At 69.3% G+C, this 22,834-nt stretch carries 27 protein-coding genes; 18 read left to right on the forward strand and 9 right to left on the reverse strand.

Annotation, left to right across the window (positions count from 1 at the left end):
- The 11 genes from Q7P21_RS03965 to Q7P21_RS04015 all read left to right on the forward strand — a co-directional run.
- Positions 1 to 1,422, forward strand: a 1,422-nt coding sequence (locus Q7P21_RS03965) for a methyl-accepting chemotaxis protein (protein WP_304175846.1), incomplete at its 5' end; no start/stop codon positions are given.
- A gap of 139 nt (positions 1,423 to 1,561) precedes the next feature.
- Positions 1,562 to 1,996, forward strand: a complete 435-nt coding sequence (locus Q7P21_RS03970; RefSeq protein ID WP_304168312.1) for a hypothetical protein — start codon at positions 1,562 to 1,564, stop codon at positions 1,994 to 1,996.
- 75 nt (positions 1,997 to 2,071) lie between these two features.
- On the forward strand, positions 2,072 to 2,695 hold the full coding sequence (locus Q7P21_RS03975) for a TetR/AcrR family transcriptional regulator (RefSeq protein ID WP_304168309.1): 624 nt from the start codon (positions 2,072 to 2,074) through the stop codon (positions 2,693 to 2,695).
- Positions 2,695 to 3,741 carry an alpha/beta hydrolase gene (locus tag Q7P21_RS03980; RefSeq protein WP_304168305.1) on the forward strand — a complete coding sequence of 349 codons (1,047 nt, stop codon included), beginning with the start codon at positions 2,695 to 2,697 and terminating at the stop codon, positions 3,739 to 3,741. Before Q7P21_RS03975 ends, Q7P21_RS03980 begins: the two co-directional genes overlap by 1 nt.
- Entirely contained in the window at positions 3,741 to 4,721 is a 981-nt protein-coding gene (locus tag Q7P21_RS03985) for an NADPH:quinone oxidoreductase family protein (protein ID WP_304175848.1), read from the forward strand. The genes Q7P21_RS03980 and Q7P21_RS03985 overlap by 1 nt, the downstream gene beginning before the upstream one ends.
- A 12-nt stretch (positions 4,722 to 4,733) precedes the next feature.
- Complete coding sequence (gene map, locus Q7P21_RS03990; RefSeq protein ID WP_304168300.1) at positions 4,734 to 5,483, forward strand: type I methionyl aminopeptidase; 750 nt, start codon at positions 4,734 to 4,736, stop codon at positions 5,481 to 5,483.
- 64 nt (positions 5,484 to 5,547) lie between these two features.
- The gene (gene rpmH, locus Q7P21_RS03995; protein WP_304168298.1) at positions 5,548 to 5,682 is read left to right on the forward strand and encodes a 50S ribosomal protein L34; all 135 of its coding nucleotides are present in this window, start codon (positions 5,548 to 5,550) and stop codon (positions 5,680 to 5,682) included.
- Positions 5,683 to 5,707: 25 nt separating this feature from the next.
- Entirely contained in the window at positions 5,708 to 6,118 is a 411-nt protein-coding gene (locus Q7P21_RS04000) for a ribonuclease P protein component (RefSeq protein WP_368670089.1), read from the forward strand.
- A complete protein-coding gene (yidC, locus tag Q7P21_RS04005) occupies positions 6,118 to 7,899 on the forward strand; it encodes a membrane protein insertase YidC (protein ID WP_304168295.1) in 1,782 nt (593 codons plus the stop codon). Before Q7P21_RS04000 ends, yidC begins: the two co-directional genes overlap by 1 nt.
- On the forward strand, positions 7,896 to 8,579 hold the full coding sequence (gene yihA, locus Q7P21_RS04010) for a ribosome biogenesis GTP-binding protein YihA/YsxC (RefSeq protein ID WP_304168292.1): 684 nt from the start codon (positions 7,896 to 7,898) through the stop codon (positions 8,577 to 8,579). The genes yidC and yihA overlap by 4 nt, the downstream gene beginning before the upstream one ends.
- Positions 8,580 to 8,632: 53 nt before the next feature.
- Positions 8,633 to 9,775, forward strand: coding sequence for an acyl-CoA dehydrogenase family protein (locus Q7P21_RS04015; protein ID WP_304168289.1), 1,143 nt, complete (start codon positions 8,633 to 8,635; stop codon positions 9,773 to 9,775).
- A 47-nt stretch (positions 9,776 to 9,822) separates the two neighbouring features.
- On the opposite strand, the gene Q7P21_RS04020 is transcribed toward Q7P21_RS04015, so the two are convergent.
- Complete coding sequence (locus Q7P21_RS04020) at positions 9,823 to 11,097, reverse strand: amidohydrolase family protein (RefSeq protein ID WP_304168254.1); 1,275 nt, start codon at positions 11,095 to 11,097, stop codon at positions 9,823 to 9,825.
- Positions 11,098 to 11,335: 238 nt separating this feature from the next.
- Between Q7P21_RS04020 and argB the strand changes: the two genes are divergently transcribed.
- The 3 genes from argB to dapD are packed head-to-tail and all read left to right on the forward strand — an operon-like array spanning position 11,336 to position 13,691.
- Positions 11,336 to 12,205: an acetylglutamate kinase gene (argB, locus tag Q7P21_RS04025; protein ID WP_304168316.1), complete on the forward strand. Its 870-nt coding sequence runs from the start codon at positions 11,336 to 11,338 to the stop codon at positions 12,203 to 12,205.
- Positions 12,202 to 12,864, forward strand: a complete 663-nt coding sequence (locus tag Q7P21_RS04030) for a pyrimidine 5'-nucleotidase (RefSeq protein WP_304175850.1) — start codon at positions 12,202 to 12,204, stop codon at positions 12,862 to 12,864. The genes argB and Q7P21_RS04030 overlap by 4 nt, the downstream gene beginning before the upstream one ends.
- Positions 12,864 to 13,691, forward strand: a complete 828-nt coding sequence (gene dapD / locus Q7P21_RS04035; RefSeq protein WP_304168249.1) for a 2,3,4,5-tetrahydropyridine-2,6-dicarboxylate N-succinyltransferase — start codon at positions 12,864 to 12,866, stop codon at positions 13,689 to 13,691. Before Q7P21_RS04030 ends, dapD begins: the two co-directional genes overlap by 1 nt.
- Before the next feature lie 3 nt (positions 13,692 to 13,694).
- Here the strand turns inward: dapD and Q7P21_RS04040 are convergent, their stop codons facing one another.
- Positions 13,695 to 14,156, reverse strand: coding sequence for a cupin domain-containing protein (locus Q7P21_RS04040; RefSeq protein WP_304168246.1), 462 nt, complete (start codon positions 14,154 to 14,156; stop codon positions 13,695 to 13,697).
- Positions 14,157 to 14,245: 89 nt separating this feature from the next.
- On the opposite strand from Q7P21_RS04040, the gene dapE reads away from it, so the two are divergent.
- Positions 14,246 to 15,400, forward strand: coding sequence for a succinyl-diaminopimelate desuccinylase (dapE, locus tag Q7P21_RS04045; protein ID WP_304168239.1), 1,155 nt, complete (start codon positions 14,246 to 14,248; stop codon positions 15,398 to 15,400).
- Here the strand turns inward: dapE and truA are convergent.
- Together truA and fmt are read right to left on the reverse strand one after the other, a co-directional pair.
- A complete protein-coding gene (truA, locus tag Q7P21_RS04050; protein WP_304168237.1) occupies positions 15,373 to 16,131 on the reverse strand; it encodes a tRNA pseudouridine(38-40) synthase TruA in 759 nt (252 codons plus the stop codon). The genes dapE and truA overlap by 28 nt on opposite strands.
- A gap of 1 nt (position 16,132) precedes the next feature.
- On the reverse strand, positions 16,133 to 17,059 hold the full coding sequence (gene fmt / locus Q7P21_RS04055; protein ID WP_304175852.1) for a methionyl-tRNA formyltransferase: 927 nt from the start codon (positions 17,057 to 17,059) through the stop codon (positions 16,133 to 16,135).
- 87 nt (positions 17,060 to 17,146) lie between these two features.
- Between fmt and Q7P21_RS04060 the strand changes: the two genes are divergently transcribed.
- Positions 17,147 to 17,458, forward strand: coding sequence for a hypothetical protein (locus tag Q7P21_RS04060; RefSeq protein WP_304175854.1), 312 nt, complete (start codon positions 17,147 to 17,149; stop codon positions 17,456 to 17,458).
- Between the two features lie 9 nt (positions 17,459 to 17,467).
- Here Q7P21_RS04060 and Q7P21_RS04065 read toward each other — a convergent pair whose 3' ends face one another.
- Entirely contained in the window at positions 17,468 to 18,370 is a 903-nt protein-coding gene (locus Q7P21_RS04065; protein WP_304166059.1) for a hypothetical protein, read from the reverse strand.
- Between the two features lie 451 nt (positions 18,371 to 18,821).
- Here Q7P21_RS04065 and Q7P21_RS04070 point away from each other — a divergent pair, with 451 nt between their 5' ends.
- Positions 18,822 to 19,487, forward strand: a complete 666-nt coding sequence (locus Q7P21_RS04070; RefSeq protein WP_304166061.1) for an OmpA family protein — start codon at positions 18,822 to 18,824, stop codon at positions 19,485 to 19,487.
- Between the two features lie 30 nt (positions 19,488 to 19,517).
- Here Q7P21_RS04070 and def read toward each other — a convergent pair whose 3' ends face one another.
- Complete coding sequence (gene def, locus Q7P21_RS04075; RefSeq protein WP_304166063.1) at positions 19,518 to 20,027, reverse strand: peptide deformylase; 510 nt, start codon at positions 20,025 to 20,027, stop codon at positions 19,518 to 19,520.
- 15 nt (positions 20,028 to 20,042) lie between these two features.
- Complete coding sequence (locus Q7P21_RS04080; protein WP_304175856.1) at positions 20,043 to 21,299, reverse strand: DNA recombination protein RmuC; 1,257 nt, start codon at positions 21,297 to 21,299, stop codon at positions 20,043 to 20,045.
- A gap of 85 nt (positions 21,300 to 21,384) precedes the next feature.
- Between Q7P21_RS04080 and Q7P21_RS04085 the strand changes: the two genes are divergently transcribed.
- Positions 21,385 to 21,909 (forward strand): GNAT family N-acetyltransferase, encoded by a 525-nt coding sequence (locus tag Q7P21_RS04085; RefSeq protein ID WP_304175858.1) that lies wholly within the window; start codon positions 21,385 to 21,387, stop codon positions 21,907 to 21,909.
- Here the strand turns inward: Q7P21_RS04085 and recR are convergent.
- Positions 21,906 to 22,508, reverse strand: a complete 603-nt coding sequence (gene recR / locus Q7P21_RS04090) for a recombination mediator RecR (RefSeq protein WP_304166071.1) — start codon at positions 22,506 to 22,508, stop codon at positions 21,906 to 21,908. The two genes, Q7P21_RS04085 and recR, sit on opposite strands and share 4 nt — an antisense overlap.
- Before the next feature lies 1 nt (position 22,509).
- Positions 22,510 to 22,833 (reverse strand): YbaB/EbfC family nucleoid-associated protein, encoded by a 324-nt coding sequence (locus tag Q7P21_RS04095; protein ID WP_304166073.1) that lies wholly within the window; start codon positions 22,831 to 22,833, stop codon positions 22,510 to 22,512.
- Between the last annotated feature and the right edge of the window lies 1 nt (position 22,834).

Consider the following 22,834-nt stretch of genomic DNA (forward strand, 5'->3'; position numbering starts at 1 on the left):
GTGCAGGCGGGCCAGACCCACACCGACGCCGCCGCCGCCGACAGCGCCAAGCGCGCCGCAGCCGCCCAGACCGCCACCGTGCTCAGCGCCCTGGCCACCCTGGTCATCGCCGGCGCCCTGGCCCTGATGCTGACCCTGACCCTGCGTCGCGACGTCAAGAAGATCGCCGGCGCCACCGAATCCCTGGCGCGTGGCGACAACGGCATCGATCTCGACGCCCTGTCCCGCAAGGACGAGCTGGGCGCCATCGTCTCCTCGCTGAAGATCTTCCGCGACAACCAGCTGCACCTTGAGCAGCTGCGTCATGAGCAGGAAAGCACCGAGGCCGCCGCCGAGTCCGCCCGTCGCCAGAACGCCGAAGCCGCCGCAGCCATCGCCGAGGAACAGGCCAATGTGGTGAGCTCGCTCGCCGCCGCCCTCGACGCCCTGGCCATGGGCGACCTGACCTATCGCGTCGACACCGAGTTCCCGGGCGACTACCGCAAGCTCCGCGACGACTTCAACGCCGCGGTCGCCAAGCTGGAAGAGGCCATGCGCGCCATCGCCAGCGCCACCGCCTCGATCCAGTCCGGCGCCGGCGAGATCAGCCATTCGGCCGACGACCTGTCGCGCCGCACCGAGCATCAGGCGGCCACCCTCGAGGAGACCGCCGCGGCGCTCGACGAGATCACCGCCACGGTCACCAAGACCTCCGACGGCGCCAATCATGGCCGCGAGGCCACGGCCTCGGCCAAGAGCGACGCCGAAGCCTCCGGCGAGGTGGTCCGCAAGGCCATCGCCGCCATGAGCCAGATCGAGGCCTCGTCCACCCAGATTGGCCAGATCATCGGCGTCATCGACGAGATCGCCTTCCAGACCAACCTCTTGGCCCTGAACGCCGGGGTCGAAGCGGCCCGGGCCGGGGACGCCGGCAAGGGCTTCGCGGTCGTCGCCTCGGAAGTGCGGGCTCTGGCCCAGCGCTCGGCCGAAGCGGCCAAGGAGATCAAGGCCCTGATCTCGGCCTCCTCCGCCCAGGTCAGCCAAGGCGTGACCCTGGTCGGCGAGACCGGCCAGGCCCTGGAGCGCATCGTTCGCCAGGTCGGCGAAATCTCCAACGTGGTGGGCGAGATCGCCGCCTCCGCCAAGGAAGAGGCCCTGGGCCTCGGCCAGGTGAACACCGCCGTCAACCAGATGGACCAGGTGACCCAACAGAACGCCGCCATGGTCGAGGAATCCACCGCCGCGAGCCGCGTCCTGGCTGAAGAAGCCCAGGAACTGGCCCGTCTGGTCGGTCGCTTCCGCGTCAATGGCCAGGCCGCGACCCGGGCGCCGGCCCAGGCCCACCGGCCCAGCGTCGCCCCCGCCGCCCAGCCGCGCAGCCGAGGCGCCACGGCGCTGGCCGCCCGGCCCCAGGCCCAGGACGACACCTGGGAAGAATTCTAAGAGATAAAAACGCCTATCCAGGAAGTGCATTGGGGGTCGCCGCGAGGCGGCCCCCTTTCATTTTGGGCCGCTCGTGGACCACCAGCCCGGGCCAAAACACGGTTAATCGAAGCTTAACGGCGCGCGGCGAGGATGGCCCATGCGCCGCGCCCTGCTCCTCTCCGTCCTCGCCCTGGCCCTGGCCAGTCCGGCCGGCGCGCAGCAGGGCGGGCGGATCACCGTCATAACCCCCAGTCCGCTCCAGGCCGGCGGCGTGGCCCTGCGCGGGGCGTTGTCCTCCGCTCCGGCGTCCGCGACCTCGGCGCCTGGACGAACGCCGCTGAATGATCCGAGCCAGGATCTGCCCGACCCCGCCGCCGCGCTGGCCTTGTCCCCGGCCCGGCCGCCGGCCGGCGGGCTCTCCACGGAAGAGGTCGGCCAATGCCGGCTGAGCTGCGCCCAGACCTATTATTTCTGCCTGGCCCAGGACGCCGCTCAGGACTGTTCGCCCCAATGGGGTCAGTGCCGGGCGGCCTGCGACGCCCCTGAGGTCTCTCGCGACCTGGCCGCCGGCTATCTGGGTCAAAACCCCTGACGCGTTAGCTTGCTTGGCGCCACGGTCATCCGGCCGCTAGAATGACGCCTGTCAGGTTTTTTGATTCAGGCATTGATGTCCCAGGTCGCTTATCTCCCGGTCGGCAAGCGCGAACAGACCAAGGTCCAGAACCGCCAGGCGATCCTCGAAGCCGCGCGCGAGGTGTTCGGCGAGATGGGCTATGACAACGCCACGGTGCGCGACATCATCCGCCGCACCGGCCTCGCCGCCGGCACCTTCTATAACTACTACCGCTCCAAGGACGAGGTCGCCGCCGCTCTGTCGGACGAAGGCGCCCGCCGCTTCGCCCCGATCCTCAAGGCCCAGCGCGCCAAGGCCACGGACTGGGAAAGCTTCGTGCGCGCCGCCATCGGCGCCTATTTCGCCTTCCTGGCCGACGAGCACGAGAACTGGCTGACCCGCCGCCCACCCGACGAACCGCATCTGCATATCCACGGCGAGACTCCGGCCATGGCCGCGGTGTTCCGCGAGGTCCGCGACGCCATCGTCGATCGCATCGCCACCGGCGCGGCGCCCGCCGTCGATCCGGACTATCTGGCCGCCGCCTGCATCGGCGTCGCCCGCGAGGTCGGCGACATGATGCTGACCCGCAGACCCATCGACACCCAAGGCGCCGCCGACTTCGCCACCGCGATGATCCTCACCGGCCTGCGCGGGCTGCCCCGGGACCCGGCCTGATGGCCCAGCTCGCCGTCCAGAGGTTCGTGGTCCGCACCTTGCTGTCCCTGCCCACCCCGATCCTGCGGCTGCTGTCCGGCGGGGGCGTAGTCTATCGCGGCGGCCGCACCCTTGATCCGCGCCTGCAGTTCCTGGCCGCCTCCTCGGCCCGCGCGCCGTCCATGACCACGCTGAGCCCGCCGGATGCGCGCCAGGCCAACACCCAGGGCCTGGCGGCCCTGACCGCGGCCCTGGAGCCCGGGGTCCGCACGGAACCCCTGGTGATCCCCGGCCCGGCCGGCGACATCCCGGCCCGGGTCTATCGACCTGACAACCAGGACCCCGCCAAGCCGGTCCTGGTCTTCGCCCACTTCGGCGGCGGGGTGATCGGCGACCTGGAGACCAGCGAGGCCTTCTGCGGGATCCTGGCCGCGATCGTCCGCTGCCAGGTGGTGTCGGTGGACTATCGCCTGGCGCCCGAGCATCGCTTCCCCGCCGGCCTCGACGACGTGCTCAACGCCTATCGCTGGGTCCGCGATCATGCCGGCCAGTTCGGCGGCCCCGAGGGCCAGGCGGCGATCGGCGGCGATTCCATGGGCGGCAATTTCGCGGCTGTCATCGCCCAGGACCTGAAGCGCGCGGGCGAGCCGCAGCCGGCCCTCCAGCTCCTGGTCTATCCTTGCGTCGACGTGGCCAGCGAGACGGCCTCCATGACCACCTATGCCGAAGCCTTCCCGCTCACCCGGGTGATCATGGACTGGTTCATGGGTCACTATATGGGCCCGGGCGACGACCCCGCCGACCCGCGCCTGTCGCCGGTGCGCGAGGCCGACCTGACGGGCCTGGCGCCCGCCGTGGTGATCACCGCCGGCTTCGATCCCCTGGTCGACCAGGGCGAGGCCTACGCCAAGCGCTTGCGTGACGCTGGGGCGCCTACGGTCTACCGCTGCTATGACAGCCTGGCGCACGGCTTTACGGCCTTCACAGGCGCGGTCCCTTGCGCCGACGTGGCCTGTCGCGAGATCGCGGGTCTGGTCCGGGAGGGCCTTGAGGGACGGATTCGCTGATGCGCGCGCTTGTGGTCGAGGAACTGTCGGCGGACTACTCCGGCTGTGTGGTCAAGGACATCCCCACCCCTGAGCCCAAGCCTGGCGAGGTGCTGATCAAGGTCCGCGCCGGCGCCGTCAACTTCCCCGACCTGATGCAGACCCGGGGCGAGCACCAGCACAAGCCCACTGTGCCCTTCGTCCCCGGGATGGAGCTGGCCGGCGAGATCGCCGCGCTCGGCGACGGCGTCACCGGCTGGAACGTCGGCGATGCGGTGGCGGCCGGCGCCCGGGGCGGCTTCGCCGAATACGCCGTAGCTCCGGCCCTGGGCCTGCACGCCAAGCCCGCAGGCTTGAGCTTCGGCCAGGCGGCCGGCTATCCGGTGGCCTATCTCACGGCCTATGTGGCCCTGGTCCGCCGCGCCCAGGTGCAGCCTGGAGAATGGGTTCTGGTGCATGGCGCGGCCGGCGGGGTGGGTCTCGCCTGTGTCGACATGGCCAAGCTGCTCGGCTGCAAGGTGATCGCGGCCTCGGCCTCCGACGACAAGCTGGCGGTGATCGAGCGGGAATACGCCCCCGACGCCACGGTCAATGTCACCCGGGGCTTCAAGGACCGGGTCAAGGAGATCACCGGCGGGCGCGGGGCCGACGTGATCTATGACCCCGTCGGCGGCGACGTGTTCGACGAGAGCGTCCGCTGCATCGCCTTTGACGGCCGCATCCTCTCGATCGGCTTCACCTCCGGCCGCCTGCCGGTGCTGCCGGTCAACTACGCCCTGATCAAGGGCTTCTCGGTGATGGGTGTCCGGGCCGGCGAATATGGCCGCCACTTCCCCCAGAAGGGCGCCGAGAACATCGCCGCGATCTGGGCCATGGCCGACCAGGGCCAGGTCAAGCCCCGGGTCGACCAGGAGTTCGGCCTGGGCGACTGGCAGGCCGCCTTCGACACCCTTTCCGAGCGCAAGGTGGTCGGCAAGACCATCATCCGGCCGGATCTTTAAGCGGAGCCCAGCATGACCATCACCCACGAGGACGAGCTCGAGAAGCTCCGCAGGGTGGGCCAGGTGGTCGCCCAGACCCTGACGGCCATGGGCGCGGCCCTGGAGCCCGGCATGACCACGCGGGAGCTCGACCAGCTGGGTCGGGCGCTGTTGGAGCGCGAGGGCGCCAGGTCGGCTCCTGAGCTCTCCTACGGCTTTCCCGGCGCGACCTGCATCTCGATCGGCCCTGACGTGGCCCACGGCATTCCCGGCGACGCGGTGGTCAAGGCCGGCGACCTGATCAATATCGACGTCTCCGCCGAGATCGACGGCTTCTTCGGCGACACCGGGGCGAGCTTCGCGGTGCCGCCCGTGAAGCCCAGGGTCGAGCGCCTGTGTCGCGACGGCCGCCGCGCCATGTGGACCGGCATCCGTTCCGTGAAGGCCGGCGGCCGGCTGAATGAGATCGGCCGCTCCATCGAGGGGTTCGCGCGCAAGAACGGCTATTCGCTGATCCGCAACCTCGCCAGCCACGGCGTAGGGTCGTCCCTGCACGAAGACCCAGGCGAGATCCCCACCTGGTATGAACCCAAGGACGCGCGGCGCATTCACGAGGGCCTGGTCTTCACCATCGAGCCCTTCCTGTCCCTGGGCGCCGACTGGGTCGAGGAACTCACCGACGACGGCTGGACACTCACGCCCCCCGGCGGCCAGCCCACGGTGCAGTACGAGCACACCCTGGTGGCCACATCTCGCGGCCCTGTCGTTTTGACCCTGGCTTAGGGATTGACGGACCCCAAGCTTTCCCCTATCCACCCCCCTCGTTTTCGAGACCGGAGTCATCAACGTGAAGCGGACATTCCAGCCGTCGCGACTCGTGCGCAAGCGCCGTCACGGCTTCCGCGCGCGCATGGCCACCAAGAATGGCATCAAGGTGGTCCAGCGTCGCCGCGCCAAGGGCCGCAAGCGCCTGACCGCCTAAGACCGTTCGGTCTTAGGGTGTCCGCATGACGGACCCCAGCTTTCCCATCGAACGCATGAAGACGCGGCCGGAGTTTCTGGCTGCGGCCAAGGCGCCGTCTTGCGCCCGAGGCGCTGTCGTCCTCCAGGCCCGTGATCGGGCCGACGACAGTCCGGTTGTGCGGGTGGGATTCACGGCGACCAAGAAGGTCGGCGGATCAGTGATCCGCAACCGCGCCAAGCGGCGCATGCGCGAGGCGGCCCGGCTGTTGATTCCGGTCCTCGCGCGCCCAGGACATGACTATGTTCTGATCGCCCGGGGCGGTGCGCCCACCCGGCCGTGGGACCGTTTGCTTGACGATGTGAAAAGCGCGCTGTTAAGCCTCGCCCTCGATAGCGATACCCCCGTCCGCGCGTCTGCCCGCGCCCCTTCCCCCACAGTTCGAGCTGGCGCCTGATGCCCGATCAATCCAATCGCAACACGATCATCTTCGTCGTGTGCGCCGTCATCCTGCTGATGGCCTACCAGGTCTTCGTCATGGGCCCCCAGGCCAAGCGGCGGGAAGCCGAGCTGAAGGCCCGGGGCGGCGACCAGGTCCAGACGGTTCCGGGCGCGGCGTCCGCGATTCAGAAGGCGACCTACCTGCCCCGCGATCAGGCCGCGGCCAAGAGCCCCCGGGTCGCGATCGACACGCCTGCGGTCTATGGCTCGGTGGCGCTCAAGGGCGCGCGCATCGACGACCTCTATCTCAAGGGCTACCGCCAGACCGTCGACCCGAAGTCGCCGGCCGTGGAGTTGCTGCGCCCTGAAGGCGCCGAGCACGCCTGGTTCGCCGAGTTCGGCTGGGCCGGCGCCAATCTGCCCGGACTGCCCACTCCCGACACGGTCTGGACCGTGGCCGAGGGAAGCAAGCTCGCCCCCGGCCAGCCCCTGACCCTGCGCTATGACAATGGCCAGGGCCTGGTGTTCAGCCGCCAGATCGCCGTCGACGACAAGTTCATGTTCACCGTGACCGACACCGTCGCCAACAATGGCGCCCAGGGCGTGACGCTGGCCCCCTACGCCTCGGTCCAGCGCCAGGGCGTGCCGGTCGACGTCAATCGCTCCACCGCCCACGAGGGCGCGGTCGGCGTGCTCGACGGCGCGCTGCGCATGTTCAAGTACAAGGCCTGGAAGAAGGACGGGGAGAAGGACTTCTCCTCCAATGGCGGCTGGCTGGGCATCACCGACAAGTACTGGCTGGCGGCCGTGGTCCCCGACCAGGGCGAGAACGTCCATTCCGCCTTCCGCGTCACCCAGGCCGGCGGCGTCGACATCTATGAATCCAACTTCGTCGCCCAGTCGCACACCATCGCGCCCGGCCAGACCGTCAGCCACGTCAGCCACATGTTCGCCGGCGCCAAGACCGTGCCGGTGCTCAAGGCCTATCAGACCGACCTGAAGATCCCGCGCTTCACCGACGCCGTGGACTGGGGCACGCTCTACTTCTTCACCAAGCCGATCTTCTGGATGCTGGAGCAGTTCAACGCCCTGTTCCACAACTTCGGCCTGGCCATCCTGGCGCTCACCGTCGTGGTCAAGGTGGCCTTCTTCTACCCGGCCAATCTCAGCTTCGAATCCATGACGAAGATGAAGAAGATCCAGCCCGAGACCGAGGCCCTGCGGACCAAGTTCAAGGACGATCCGGCCAAGCAGCAGCAGGAGTTGATGGCGCTCTATCAGCGCGAGAAGATCAATCCGCTGCTGGGCTGCCTGCCCATGCTGGCGACCATCCCGGTCTTCCTGGCCCTGTTCAAGGTGCTGAACGTGGCCATCGAGATGCGGCACGCGCCGTTCTTCGGCTGGGTCCAGGACCTGTCCTCGCGCGATCCCTCGACCGTGCTGAACCTGTTCGGCCTGATCCCCTGGGATCCGTCCACCGCGCCGATGATCGGGACCTTCCTGGCCGGCAGCCTGCATATCGGCGTCTGGCCGCTGCTCTATGGACTGTTCCAGTGGCTGACCATGGCCATGAGCCCGCCCGCCCCCGATCCGACCCAGCAGAAGATGATGCAGATGATGCCCATCGTCTTCACCTTCGTGCTGTCGCAAATGGCCGTCGGCCTGTTGATCTATTACACCTGGAGCAACCTGCTCACGATCCTGCAGCAGTACGTGATCATGCGCCGCTTCAAGGTCGACAACCCGATCGACCGGATCATCGCCCGGGTCACCGGCAAGCCCCTGGCCGCCAGTTGACCGCCCCCGCCGACCCCCTGTTCAGCGAAGAGCAGCTGGAAACCGCGCGGATTCTGTTCGCCCGGACCGCGAGCTTCATGATGGGGGCGGTGGCCATTGACGGCCTGCCGGCGCCGGACCTGCCGGAAGTGGCCTTCGCCGGCCGGTCCAATGTCGGCAAGTCCTCGCTGATCAATGCGCTCGTCGGCCACCACCGGCTGGCGCGCGCCTCCAACGAGCCGGGCCGCACCCGCGAGGTGAACTTCTTCGTACTCGACGACCGCCTGCGCCTGGTCGACCTGCCGGGCTATGGCTGGGCCAAGGCCTCCAAGGGCGTAGTCAAGAAGTTCCAGAATCTGGGCCGCGACTATCTGCGGGGCCGGCCGAACCTCAAGCGCGCCTATCTCCTGATCGACGCCCGCCACGGCCTGAAGGACGTGGACAAGGAGCCGATGGACGCCTTCGACAAGGCCGCCGTCTCCTATCAGATCATCTTGACCAAGTCGGACAAGATGAAGCCGCACGAGGTCGCGGCCGTCACCGCCCGCACCGAGGCCGCCATCGCCAAGCGCCCGGCCGCCTTTCCCCGCGTGCTGGCCACCTCCTCCGAGAAAGGCCTCGGCCTGCCGGAGCTGCGCGCCGAGATCGCCCAGGCCTGCGAGATCGACCTGGCGGACAAGAACGAGCCACCTCTGGCCTGACGCTGCGGTAGGGCGCTAGATCGCGAGGCATTCCCTTCGATCAGAGAGCCCCCATGCTTCAGACCAATGGCCGCATCGTCTATGACGCCGACATGGAACTGTTCCGCGACCAGGTCCGGAAGTTCTACGACAAGGCCCTGATCCCCCATCTCGACCGCTGGGAAGAGGAAGGCGTCATCGACCGCGCCTTCTGGCTGGCCTGCGGCGAGGCCGGCATCCTCTGCCCGCAGGTGCCGGCCGAATATGGCGGCCTGGGCCTGGACTACCGCTACAACGCCATCATCGGCGAAGAGCTGACCTATGCCGGCTCCAGCGCCGGCATCACCCTCCAGTCCGACATCGTCGTCGACTACATCATCAATTACGGCTCGGAAGAGCAGAAGAAGAAGTGGCTGCCGGGCATGGTCTCCGGCGAGGTGATCACCGCCATCGCCATGACCGAGCCGGGCGCCGGCTCAGACCTGCAGGGCGTACGCACCACCGCCAAGCGCGACGGCAACCACTATGTGATCTCCGGCTCCAAGACCTACATCACCAATGGCCAGAACGCCGACCTGATCATCGTGGTCGCCAAGACCGACCCGGACAAGGGCGCCAAGGGCACCTCCCTGATCCTGGTGGAGGCCGAGCGGGCCGGCTTCAAGCGCGGGCGCAACCTCGACAAGATCGGCCAGAACTCCGCCGACACCTCGGAACTGTTCTTCGAGGACGTCCGCGTGCCGATCACCAACTGCCTGGGCGAGGAGAACAAGGGCTTCATCTATCTGATGAGCCAGCTGCCCCAGGAGCGCCTGCAGATCGCGCTCGCCGCCCAGGCCGGCGCCCAGCGGGCTTTCGACGAGGCGGTGAAGTTCACCAAGGACCGCAAGGCCTTCAAGCAGACCATCTTCGACTTCCAGAACACCCGCTTCACCCTGGGCGCGCTGAAGGCCAAGCTGCAGGCCGGCTGGGCCCATGTCGACTGGTGCCTGGCCCGCCACCTGAAGGGCGAGCTGACCGCCGCCGAGGCCTCGGCCGCCAAGCTGTTCCACACCGAGCTGCAATGGGAGGTCTGCGACGCCGCCCTGCAGCTGCACGGCGGGGCCGGCTACATGAACGAGTACCCCATCGCCCGCCTGTGGCGCGACGCCCGGGTGCAGCGCATCTACGGCGGCACATCGGAGATCATGAAGGAAGTCGTCGCCCGGACGCTGTGATCTAAAGCGCCCCTTCTCCCATGCGGAAGAAGGGGCGGATTCATCCGCTACTTGCTCACCACCACATCCCCGCCCTTCATCACGAAGACCGGGTGCTGCAGCAGGGTGACGTCGGCCAGCGGGTCGCCCTTCACGCCCACCAGATCGCCATAGAAGCCCGCAGCCACCTGGCCCACGTCCTTCTCCTGGCCCAGGGCCTGGCTGGAGGTGACCGTCGCCGACTGGATGGCCTGCAGCGGGGTCGCGCCCCACTGGACCATGGTCGCCAGCTGCCTGGCGTTGTCGCCGTGCGGATAGACCCCGGCGTCGGTGGAGAAGATCATCTTCACCCCGGCCTTCAGCGCCTTCTGATAGTTCTGCCGCTGGATCAGGCCGATATCCCGGTCCTTCTGCATGTTCTCTTCCAGCACGCCGTTCTTCTTGCCCTCGGCCTGGGTGTAGTCGGTGTTGTAGATGTCCATGCCGAAATAGGCGCCCTTCTGGACGGCGAGCTTGATGCCCTCGTCATCCACCAGGCTGGCGTGCTCGATGGTGTCGACCCCGCCCAGGATGGCCGCCTTGATGCCCGAGGCCCCGTGGGCGTGGGCGGCGACCTTCAGGCCCGTGGCATGGGCCTCGTCGACGATGGCCTTGATCTCCTCCAGGGTCAGCTGCTGGGCGCCGGGGGTGTCGCCGTGGCTGAACACCCCGCCGGTCGCGCAGATCTTGATGACCTGGGCGCCGTACTTGTGCAGCTGGCGGACCATCTTGCGGCCCTCGTCAGGGCTGTCGATCACCGCCGGACCCCTTTGGTTCATCGAGGGCGGGAAGAAGGTCGAGTCGCAGTGGCCGCCCGTCGAGCCGATGGCGTAGGTGGCGGTGACGATGCGCGGGCCCTCGACGAAGCCGGCCTCGATCGCCTGGCGCAGGCCGACATCGTCATAATTGTCGGAGCCGACATTGCGGATGGTCGTGAAGCCCGCCTCCAGGGTGACCTTGGCGTTCGCGGTCGAGAGCACCGGCCAGAAGCTGTCGGTGAACAGCAGTGAATTATAGCCGCTGAACAGGGGCGAGGAGGTGATGTGGGTGTGCATGTCGATCAGGCCGGGCAGCAGGGTCACGCCGGGCAGATTGACCAGCTCGGCGCCGACCGGGACCTGGTCGCCCTGATGGCCCACGGCGGTGATCCGGCCGTCGGTGATGATCACCAGCGGCTTGTCGGCCTCCTTGCCGGTGACCACGTCGACCAGCTTGTCGGCGCTGACCGCGACGGTCTTGGCCTGCGCCCCAAAGGCGGTCAGGGCGACGAGGGCGGCGGTGGCGAAAAGGGCGGTCAGGCGCATGGTGTCTCTCGGAACTGGATAGCAAGGGGGCGGAAGCTAGCACGGCTTTGGCCCGCGTCGAGGCGCGAGGGGATCGCATCAGGTGACAGGGGCGCATCCGTCCGCTATCGGAGCCCTCCGACCGGACGGAGCCGCCACCTTGACCGACACGCCCCAGGACGAGGCCAACCTCGAGGATAAGGCCAACCTCGAAGACAAGGCCAACCTCGAAGACAAGGGATGGGCGACCGCCAAGACCCTGGCCGAGGCCCTGCCCTATATCCAGCAGTATGACCGCGAGATCGTGGTCATCAAATATGGCGGCCACGCCATGGGCCAGGAGGCGACCGCCAAGCTGTTCGCGGCCGACTCCGTCCTCCTGAAGCTGCTCGGCCTGCACCCCGTCGTGGTGCATGGCGGCGGTCCGCAGATCTCGCGCATGCTCGACAAGGCCGGCGTCAAGTCGACCTTCATCGACGGGCTGCGGGTGACCGACGAGGCCACCATGGAGGTCGCCGAGATGGTGCTGTCGGGCGCCATCAACAAGGAGATCGCCAACTGGATCACTCTGGCCGGCGCCGAGGCCGATGTGCGCGGCGTGGGCCTGTCGGGCAAGGACGCCCGGCTGATCACCGTCGAGCGCGCCGTGCGCACGCGCAAGGACCCCGACAGCCAGATCGAACAGGTCGTCGACCTGGGCTTCGTGGGCGAGCCCACCCGGATCGATCCCCAGCTGATCCAGGGGCTGATCCACGCCGACCATGACTATATCCCGGTGATCGCCCCGATCGGCGTCTCCAAGGAAGGTCAGACCTTCAACATCAACGCCGACACCGTGGCCGGCGCCCTGGCCGGCGCCCTGCGCGCCAAGCGCATGCTGCTGCTCACCGACGTGGCGGGCGTGCTGGGCGCGGACGGCGAACTGATCCGCCAGATGAGCGTCGCCGAGGCCCGCGCCGCCATCGCCAGCGGCGTCGCCTCCGGCGGCATGATTCCCAAGCTGGAGACCGCCATCGCCGCGGTGGAATCCGGGGTCGAGGCCGTGGCCATCCTCGACGGCCGCCGCCCCCACGCCATGCTGGTCGAGTTGTTCACCGAGCACGGGTCGGGCACGCTCATCACCCAATGAACGCCGACCTCGCCCATATCGACACCTGGCTGTTCGACCTCGACAACACCCTCTATCCGGCCGAGAGCGGGTTCATGGGCGATGTCGAGCGGCGGATGACTGACTTCGTCATGAAGGTCGCGGGCCTTCCCCGCGACGAGGCCTTCGCCCTGCAGAAGACCTATCTGGCCGAACACGGCCTGACCCTGGGCGGGCTGATGAAGCACCATGGCGTGGCCCCGGCCGATTTCCACGCCCTGTTCCATGACCTGCCCCTGGACGTGCTGGCCCACGACGCCGGCCTTTTGGCGGCGCTGGAGCGCCTGCCCGGCCGCCGGCTGATCTTCACCAACGCCGATGAGATCCACGCCGTCCGTGTCCTGGACCACCTGAAGCTCGACCACCTGTTCGACGAGGTGTTCCACATCCACTCCTTCGGCTTCGCCCCCAAGCCCGACCCGGTCGGGTTCGCGCGGATGATCGCCGCCCACGACATGGATCCCGCCACGACCGCCTTCTTCGAGGACTCCGAGCGCAATCTGAAGCCGGCCTTCGACCTGGGCATGACCACGGTCCTGGTGGGCGCGCACGCCCGGGCCTCCACCGCCCCCTTTGTCCACCACCGCACCCACAAGCTCGCGCCCTTCCTGGCCGGCGCGCGCCTCAAGGAAGCCGCCTGATGTCCGCCGATCTGAAGTCCGTCATCGAAGCCGCCTGGGAAGACCGCGACGCAATCAACACCGGAACCCAGGGCGCGGTGCGCGAGGCCGTCGAGGAGACCCTGAACCGCCTGGACGCCGGGACGCTGCGCGTGGCCAGCCGCGAGGACGACGGGACCTGGGTCACCCATCAGTGGGCCAAGCAGGCGATCCTGTTGTCCTTCCGCCTCAACGCCAACCAGTTGATCGAGGCTCCGCCGCCCGGACCCTACTGGGACAAGGTGCCGTCGAAGTTCACCGGCTGGGACGCCGCCCGCTTCGAGGCCGCCGGCTTCCGCGCCGTGCCCGGCTGCGTCGTGCGCCACGGGGCCTTCATCGCCAAGGGCGCGATCCTGACCCCGTCCTTCGTCAATATCGGCGCCTATGTGGATGAGGGGACCATGGTCGACACCTGGGCCACGGTCGGCTCCTGCGCCCAGATCGGCAAGAACGTCCACCTGTCCGGCGGCGCCGGCATCGGCGGGGTGCTGGAGCCCCTCCAGGCCAACCCGACCATCATCGAGGACAACTGCTTCATCGGCGCCCGCTCGGAGGTCGCCGAGGGCGTGATCGTCCGCGAAGGCTCGGTGCTGTCGATGGGCGTCTACCTGACCTCCACCACACCGATCATCGACCGCCGCACCGGCCAGGTGACCACCGGCGAGGTGCCGCCCTATTCGGTGATCATGTCCGGCTCGCGCCCGAGCCCGCACGAGGGCATGCCGTCGACCTATTGCGCGGTGATCATGAAGACCGTCGACGCCCGCACACGGTCCAAGACCTCGATCAACGAACTGCTGCGGGACTGACCGCTACTCTTCGAACCGGCTGCCGTCCTTGCGCTCATAGGCCTGGCCGCCGGCCGGCCAGGTGAGGTCGATGTCGGGATAGTAGGTGGCGTCGGTCTCCGGCAGGCGCGACCCCACCTCCAGCAGCAGGACGTCGCGGTCCGTGCGGTTCTGCAGATGGTGGCCGTCCGGCTCGCCGGCCGGGAAGCCCGCACACTCGCCGGGACCCAGGGTCTCCTCGCCGAGCTCGGTGACCAGCACCACCTCGCCCTCCAGCACGAAGACGAACTCATCCTCGTCCGAATGCCAGTGACGCTGGCTGGACCATTGGCCGGGCGCCAGCCGCATCATGTTGACGCCGAACTGGGTCAGGCCCGCCGCGTCCCCCAGCCGCCAGCGCGTGCGGCCCTGGCACATGGCGTCGAAGGGCGCCGGATAGGCGCTGCCGCTCTGGGTCGGGGCGGCGACGGGATAGATCTTGGGCATGGGGCGCTCCTGGGACTGACCCCGTGCTTAGCGTGAAGCCGGGGCCTTCGCCATTGCCCGAACCCCGGCCTGAGGCTACCAGCTTGCCCATGTCCGAACTCGATCCCGTCGCCCTGACCCAGGACCTGATCCGCCGCCCCTCGGTGACCCCGGCCGACGCCGGGGCCATGGACCTGGTGGAACGCACCCTGAGCGGTCTCGGCTTCGCCTGTCGGCGGATGAGGTTCGGCGAGATCGAGAACCTCTATGCCCGCTTCGGGACCGCCCGGCCCAACCTCTGTTTCGCCGGCCATACCGACGTGGTGCCGGTGGGCGACGCCGCCGCCTGGACCCGCGAGGCCTTCGCCGCCGAGATCGTCGACGGAGTGCTGATCGGGCGCGGGGCCGTGGACATGAAGAGCGCCGTGGCCGCCTTCGCCGCCGCCTCGGCCCGGGCGATCGCCGCCGGCCACGTCAAGGGCTCGCTGTCCTTCCTGATCACCGGCGACGAGGAGGGTGTGGCCACCCACGGCACCAAGCTGGTGGTCGAGGCCCTGGCCGCCGAGGGCGAGATCCTGGACCACTGCATCGTCGGCGAGCCGACCAGCGCCGAGACCTTCGGCGACATGGTCAAGATCGGCCGGCGCGGCTCGATCAATGTCGAGATCAAGGTCGACGGCGTCCAGGGCCACGTCGCCTATCCGCACCGCGCGGCCAATCCGGTCCCGGTGCTGATCAGGCTGCTGGCCGCGCTGCAGGCCCGCGTGCTGGACGAAGGCTACACCGACTTCCAGCCCTCGAACCTCGAGGTCACCACCATCGATGTCGGCAATCCGACCACCAACCTGATCCCCGCCACGGCGCGGGCCCGGCTGAACATCCGCTTCAACCCGGCCCACAGGGGCCAGGACCTCGCCGCCTGGATCCAGGCCGAGGCGGACAAGGCGGCGGAAGGCTTCCCCGGCGCGATCACCCTCGCCCCCGCCATCAGCGGTGAGGCCTTCCTGACCGAGCAGGGGCCGTTCACCGCCCTGGTCTCCGACGCGGTCAAGGACGTGGCCGGCGCGGCCCCGGACCTGTCGACCACCGGCGGCACCTCCGACGCCCGCTTTATCCGCGCCCTGTGCCCGGTGGTCGAGCTGGGCCTGGTCGGCAAGACCATGCACTCAGTCGACGAGCGCGCGCCGGTGGCCGAGATCCACCAGTTGCAGGCGGTCTATGAGCGGCTGATCGCCCGCTATTTCGAGACCTTCGCGGCCTCATAGCTGACGCCGGTGAGATAGAGGCCGTCGGCCGGCGCCACCGGCCCGCAGGCCCGGCGGTCGCGCGCCTCCAGCGCGGCCTTCACGTCTCCCGCCGTCCAGCGCCCGATCCCCACCTCGGCCAGGGTGCCGGTCATGGAGCGGACCTGGCGGTGCAGGAAGGAGCGCGAGGCGAACTCCAGATGCACCTCCTCGCCGACCCGGCTGACCCGGGCCAGGTCCATGGTCTTGAACGGCGACTTGGCCTGGCACTGCAGGTCGCGGAAGGTGGTGAAGTCGTGGTGGCCGACGAGGACCTGGGCGGCTGAGTGCATGGCCTCGGCGTCCAGCGGCTTGCGCGCATGCCAGACCCGGCCGAAGTCCAGGGCGGCCCGGGCCGGACGGTTGAGGATGCGGTAGAGATAGCGCCGCTCGGTCGCCGAGAACCGCGAGTGCCAGTCGCCGACGCCGATCTCGACCTCCAGCACGGCGATCGGTTCCGGGACCAGATGGGCGTTCAGCGCATTGCGCACCACCTCAGGCTTCCAGTCCTTTGCGAGGTCGATGTGGGCCACCTGGCCGGTGGCGTGGACGCCGGTGTCGGTGCGGCCGGCCGCCTGCAGCCGGACAGCTTCACCGCTGAAGGCCAGGACGGCGCGCTCGAGGCTGCCCTGCACGGTCGGCAGGTCGCCCTGGGCCTGGAAGCCCTTATAGGGCCGGCCATCATATTCGAGGGTCAGGCGGTAGCGGGGCATGTCAGCTGAGCACGAGGCCGGCCGCCAGGGGGAAGCCGCGCAGGAAGACCTCGGCCTCCTGCGGCCCCTTGCCCTCGCGCTGCACCTTCAGCAGCCGTACCGCGCCGTCGCCACAGGCGATCAGCAACTGGTCGTCGAGCACGGTCCCGGGCGCGCCGTGACCGCCCTCGACCCGGGATAGCAGCGCCTTGACCCGGATCGGCCCCTTGTCGCCCAGGAGTTCAAACCAGGCGCCGGGGAAAGGCGACAGGCCGCGGATCTTGCCGTCGACTTCGGCCGCCGGCCTGGTCCAGTTCAGCCGCGCCTCCTTGGGGCGGATCTTCTTGGCGTAGGTGGCCCCGTCCGCAGCCTGGGGGGCGGCGGCGGCGCGGCCGGCCGCGATCTCGACCAGGGTCTCCGCCAGCAGGGCGGCGCCGGCGACCGCCAGGCGATCGTGCAGGCTGCCGGCCGTGTCCAGGGCGTCGATGCGCAGGGTGGTCGAGGCCAGGACCGGCCCCTCGTCCAGGCCCTCGGTCATGCGCATGACCTGGACCCCGGTGACCGGGTCGCCCGCCATGATCGCCCGCTGGATCGGGGCCGCGCCCCGCCAGCGCGGCAGCAGCGAGGCGTGCAGGTTGAACGATCCCAGCCGGGGCGCGTCCAGCACCGCGGCCGGCAGGATCTGGCCAAAGGCCACCACCACGGCGGCGTCGAGTTTCAAGGCCTGAAAGGCGGCGATCTCGGCAGGGTCGCGCATGGAGACCGGGTTGCGGACCTCAATCCCCCGCGCGGCGGCGAAGGCGTGGACGGCCGAGGGCTTCAGGTCATGACCCCGGCCCCGGGGCGCCGGAGGCTGCGAATAGACCGCCGCGATCTCGTGTCCCGCCTCGACCAGGGCGGCCAGGCAGGTGACGGCGAAGTCGGGGGTTCCCAGAAAGGCGAGGCGCATGGGCGGGGGTTTAGCCGGGGTGAGGCCAATAAGGAACCTTCAGCGCGGCAGGACCGTTCATGGCGGGCTCGAACCGGAGTCCAAGCCATGCTGACCAAGCCCCTGATCCTCGCCCTCGCCGCCTGCGCCCTGACGCTGGGCGCCTGTTCCAAGTCCGACCAGGCCGATGTCCAGGCCGCCGCCGACAAGACCGCCGCCGAGGCCAAGAACGTGGCTCAGAGCCCTGAGGTCAAGGCGGTCGGCGCCGACATGAAGGGCGCCGCCCAGGACGCCGGTGACGCGGCCAAGGACGCGGCCGGCGACGCCAAGGTCGCCGTGTCCAAGGCCGGCGCCGAATTGAAGCAAGGCGCCGCCGACGCCAAGGCCGATCTCGACAAGCACGCCACCACGCCCAAATAGGCGGTTGGTCTAGCCCAGGCCGACGTCCCGCGCGGCCTCCAGGGCCACGTGGGCCATGCCCAGATAGATCACCCCGAAGAAGGTCTCCAGCGTCGGCCGCAGGGCCGGGCGCAGGGCCCAGCGGCCCTCCCGGCCGACCCGCGCGATGAAGTCGGCGGCCTCCAGGTCGCGCAGCAGGCTGAGCACGTGGCTGCGGGAAATCTCGTACTTGCGGGCCAAGGCCGAGACCGACACCTCCAGTTCGATCGGCGCACCGAGCGGACCCCGCCCGCCGCCGGCGACGTCGGCGGCGTTCAGCAGATCGTATAGCACCAGCACCCCGGCCGAACGGGTGCCCAGGCGGTTCAAGGCGTCGAGGTCGCCGCGCGGGTCCCGCGCCGCCTTGATGGATTCTTCCCCCAGCACCTTGAACACCGCACGGAACATGTCCGGCTCGCCGAACCGGTCGCGCACCGGCGCCACGTGCGGGAACAGGATGGCGGCGGCGTCCAGCTCGATCTGCATGCGCTCGCGGAACGCCTGGGTCATGTCCGGGGTCGGCCGATAGCGGCGTGCGAGCCCGCCGCCGCCCGCCTCGTCGCGGGTGACATAGCCGATGGTTCGCATGCGGAAGAGCACGGCGGTCGCCGTGCCGGCGCTGATCACCCCGGTCCGGCCCGACAGGGCCCGCAGTCGCCTATGGGTCAGGCCGCCCGTAGCGTCCATGGACAGGGCCACCACCCCAAGGATCAGCCGGCCGACGTCCTTGATGTTGCGATGCAGGACCGGGTTCTCGTGGAAATAATCCAGGGCGGCGCGCACCGAATAGCGCATGGCCTCCTCGAACCGAGGATGCGCGGGGAGGGCGTCGAGGCGTGCCTCGAAGGGTTCGGCCTTGCTGTAGGTCTGCGTCTCATGCTGCGAACGGTTCACGCTAGGCCTCACTGCGGCCCACCTGCTCAATGTGGGTTTCGAGGCAGGCCTATGCCCTACCGTACCAGAAATGGCCATGCCGACGGCGGCGGTTCGATGCTACCCGCCGGGACGGTTCAGCTTTGACAGACCCAGCTGCGGACACGCCCGGAACCCAAGACCGGACGCTACGCCACGGCTGAGAAGGACCCTCGTCGCGGAGCCCGGTTCCACCACCGGCGCATTCCGGGACGGGCGTCGCCGCAGGCGACGACGGCGACCGGCGACGACCCGACCCCTCACGAAGGTCGGCGAGCCGGGATCGGGCTGGGGGGTCCGATCGGGGCGAGCATGCCCGGGGAAACCGTGTTTCCCGGAGTGGCTCGTCCCTGCTAGCCGCCGGCGGCATGCGAGCTCCACCGGAACGACTCCACGGCGCGCGCGTTTCAGCAGCCAACCTGGAGCGACCCTTTTGTCCCGCACGATCCTGATCAGCCTCATCGGCGCCCTGGCGCTCGGCGCCTGCACCACCGTCGATCCCTATACGGGCCAGACGGTGCGCAACAACACCGGCACGGGGGTTCTGACCGGCGCTGCGGCCGGCGCCCTGCTGGGCTATCTGACCAACACCAACAGTGGCGAGCAGGGCCGGACTAACGCCCTGATCGGCGCCGGCGTCGGCGCCCTGGCGGGTGGGGCGGTCGGCAACTACATGGACCGCCAACAGACCCAGCTCCGCGCCCAGCTGGCCGGGTCCGGCGTCAGCATCACCCGAGATGGCGACAACATCGTCCTGAACATGCCGTCGGACGTCACCTTCCCGGTCGACCAGTCCGACATTCAGCCGCGCTTCTACGGCACCCTGGACCAGGTGGCCGACACCCTGAACCAGTATCCCCAGACCATGATCGACGTGGTCGGCCATGCCGATTCCAGCGGGGCGGCGGACTACAATCAGGCGCTGTCGGAACGTCGCGCGGCCTCGGTCGCCGGCTATCTGGTGCAACGCCGCGTGTTGCGCGACCGGCTCTATGTGGCAGGCCGCGGCGAGGCCGACCCCATCGCCTCCAACGCCACCCCCGAGGGCCGGGCGCAGAACCGCCGGGTCGACGTGGTGCTGAAGCCGTTCAGGGGTTAAGGCGACTCCGCCCCGCGCGCGGGGCGGGCGTCAGGCCGCGCGGGCCTGCTTCTTGACCTTGGCGACCGCGCGGTCGCGCTTCAGGCGCGAGAGATAGTCGATGAACAGCACGCCCTTGAGGTGGTCCATCTCGTGCTGGATGCAGACGGCGTAGAGGCCCTCGGCCTCCTCGACCACTTCCTCGCCCTGATAGTTCAGGTACTTCAGCGTCACCTTCGACGGGCGCTCGACCTCGTCATAGATGTCCGGCACCGAGAGGCAGCCCTCTTCATAGGGCAGCGTGTCGTCCGAGGTCGTCAGGATCTGCGGATTGACGAAGTAGCGCGGCTGCTTGGGCTCGTCCGGGCCGGCCAGGTCCATGACGATCACCTGTTTGGCGACGCCGATCTGGATCGCCGCCAGGCCGATGCCGGGCGCATCGTACATGGTCTCCAGCATGTCATCCATCAGGGCGCGCAGGTCGTCATCCACCCGCTCGACGGGTTGGGAGACCTGTTTCAGCACCGGATCGGGGACGACGAGGATGTCACGAATAGCCATGGCTTTTCAGGTAGGTCAGTGACCCTTGAGCGTCAAGGCGGCGGGCTGCCCCAGGGGCTCGTCTTCGACCGCCAGCTTGGACAAGGACCGCACTCCGGTCTCGACGGGGGTGAGTTCGGGAATGTCGCGGCCTTCGTGGTCGACCTTGAGGTCCTCGAAGCGCCGCGCCTGGGTCAGGACCTGGGTCTCCATGGAGCCCACGAACTGGTTGTAGCGGCCGACGGCGGCGTCCAGCGCCTTGCCGACCGAGGCCGCGTGGCCGCCCATCACCGACAGCCGCTTGTAGAGCTCGCGGCCCAGCTTGACGATTTCCTGGGCGTTCTTGGCCTGCTCCTCGACCCGCCAGCCATAGACCACGGCCTTGCAGAGCGCGAACAGGGTGGTGGGCGTCACCACCAGGACCCGCTTGTCCATCGCCTCGGTCATCAGCTCCGGCGCGCGCTCCAGAGCGGCGGCCAGGAAGCTGTCGCCAGGAATGAACATGGCCACGAAGTCCGGCGAGGCCGCGAACTGGTCCCAATAGGCCTTGGCCGACAGGCCGATCATGTGGGCCCGAACGCTCTGGGCGTGGCGGACATAGGCCGCCTCCCGCAGCCCGTCGTCGACGGCGTCCTGGGCCTCCAGGAAGGCGTTGAGCGAGCACTTGGCGTCGATGACGAACACCGCTCCGCCCGGCAGGCGCACGGTCACATCGGGCCGCCTGCGGCCCTCCTCCGTGTCGGTGGAGGTCTGTTCGGTGAAGTCATAGTGGGCGTTGAGGCCGGCGGCCTCCAGCACGTTGCGCAGGGTCTGCTCGCCCCAGCGCCCCTGGACGCCGGCCCCACGCCGCAGGGCGGCCGACAGCTTGCGGGCCTCGGCCTGGGTGGCGGTGGACGCGGTCATCAGGTCGGCGATCTGCTGCTTCAGCCCGCCGTTCTCCTCGGCGCGGGATTTCTCGACGGCTGTGACCTGTTCCTGGAACTTCGCCAGCGTCTCGGCCACCGGCTTCAGCTGGGCCTCGAGCCGGGCCTGGGCCAGCTGTTCTCGGTTGTGGAAGGTCTCGTCGGCGCGCTTCAGCACCTGCTCGGCGATGGCGGCGGCCGCATCGGCCTGGATATAGGCGGCGTTCTTGGCCCCCTGCTCCTCCATCAGCCGCACCCGGGCGGCGGCGTCCTGCAGGCCCCAGGCCCGCGCCTCGGCCCGATTGGCGCGGCCGCGTTCCATGAAGGCCCAGGCGAAACCGGCGACGGCGGCGAGAAGACCCACGAGGGCGAGGACGAGTTCGGCGTTCATGGTGCGTTCTTTACGCGGAGTCGGGCGCGGGCGCATCCCCTCCCCCATCATGCTACCAGCTTGCCGCGAACAGCTTGGAGACCCCATGATCACCACCGAACGGACGATCCTGCGGCCCTGGCGCGACGACGATCTCGACGCCTTCGCCGCCATGCTGGCCGACCCGGAGGTGCAGGCCGACGCCGGCGGGCCGGTGGACCGCGAGGCCGCCGCCCGCAAGATGGCCCGCTACCGCGACGCCCATGACCGCCTGGGCTTCACCCGCTGGGTGGCGACGGACCCTGACGGCGTCTTTCTGGGCTATGTCGGGATCATGCCGATCGACGCCTGGCATCCCCGCGCGCCCAATGTGGAGATCGGCTGGCGCCTGACCCGCCGCGCCTGGGGCGCCGGCCTGGCCACCGAGGCCGCCCGCGCCAGCCTCGCCGACGGCTTCGCGCGCTGCGGCTTCGACGAGGTGCTCAGCTATACAGAGGCCACCAACCATCGCTCCCAGGCGGTGATGCGCAAGCTGGGCCTCGACCGCGACGCCAGCCGGGACTTCACCAGCACCTATGACGGCCATAGCTGGTCGGGTCTGGTGTGGGTGGCGAAGCCCCCAAGACCCTAGGCCGGGCGGCGCGCCCGCATGGCCTGGGCGATGGTGCCGTCGTCGAGCCAGTCGAGTTCGCCGCCCACCGGCACGCCGCGCGCCAGCATGGTGACGCTGACCTCGGCCTTCGCCAGGCTGTCGGCCAGATAGTGGGCGGTGGTCTGGCCGTCGACCGTGGCCGGCAGGGCCAGGATCACCTCCCGGACCCCCCCGTCGCTGGCCCGGCCGATCAGGGCGCCGATGCGCAGCGCGTCCGGCCCGACCCCGTCCAGGGCCGAGAGCAGGCCGCCCAGCACGTGATAGCGGCCTCTAAAGGCGCTGGCCCGCTCCATGGCCCACAGGGCGCCGACCTCTTCGACCACACAGATCAACGAGGCGTCCCGGGCGGGGTCTGAACAGATCGCGCAGGGGTCTTGCGTATCCAGCGAGCCGCAGACCGAGCAGGTCTTCACCCGCGCCGCCGCCTGGCTCATGGCGTCGGCGAGGGGCAGCAGCAGGGCGTCGCGACGCTTGAGCAGGGCCAGGGCGGAGCGCCGGGCCGAGCGGGGCCCCAGCCCCGGCAGCTTGGCGAGCAGGCTGATCAGCCGCTCAATCTCAGGGCCGGCGGATGCGGCCAAGTCAGAACTTCAGGCCAGGAAGGCCCATGCCGGCCAGGGGGCCGGCGGCTTCCCGCATCAGCTCAGCCTGGGTGGCGTCGAGCTTGCGCTTGGCGTCGGCGTGGGCGGCGACGATCAGGTCCGACAGCACCTCGCCCTCGCCGGGGGCCAACAGAGTCTCGTCCATCTCGACGCCCGACAACTCGCCTGTCCCCTTGAGCGTCACCTTGACCATGCCGCCGCCGGAGGTCCCCTCGACCACGGTCTCCGCCAACCGCGCCTGGGCGTCGGCCAGCTTCTGCTGCATCGCTTGCGCCTGCTTCATCAGGCCGCCGAGGTCCTTCATG

The organism is Phenylobacterium aquaticum (genome assembly GCF_947378715.1).
Taxonomy (GTDB): Bacteria; Pseudomonadota; Alphaproteobacteria; order Caulobacterales; family Caulobacteraceae; genus Phenylobacterium; species Phenylobacterium aquaticum_A.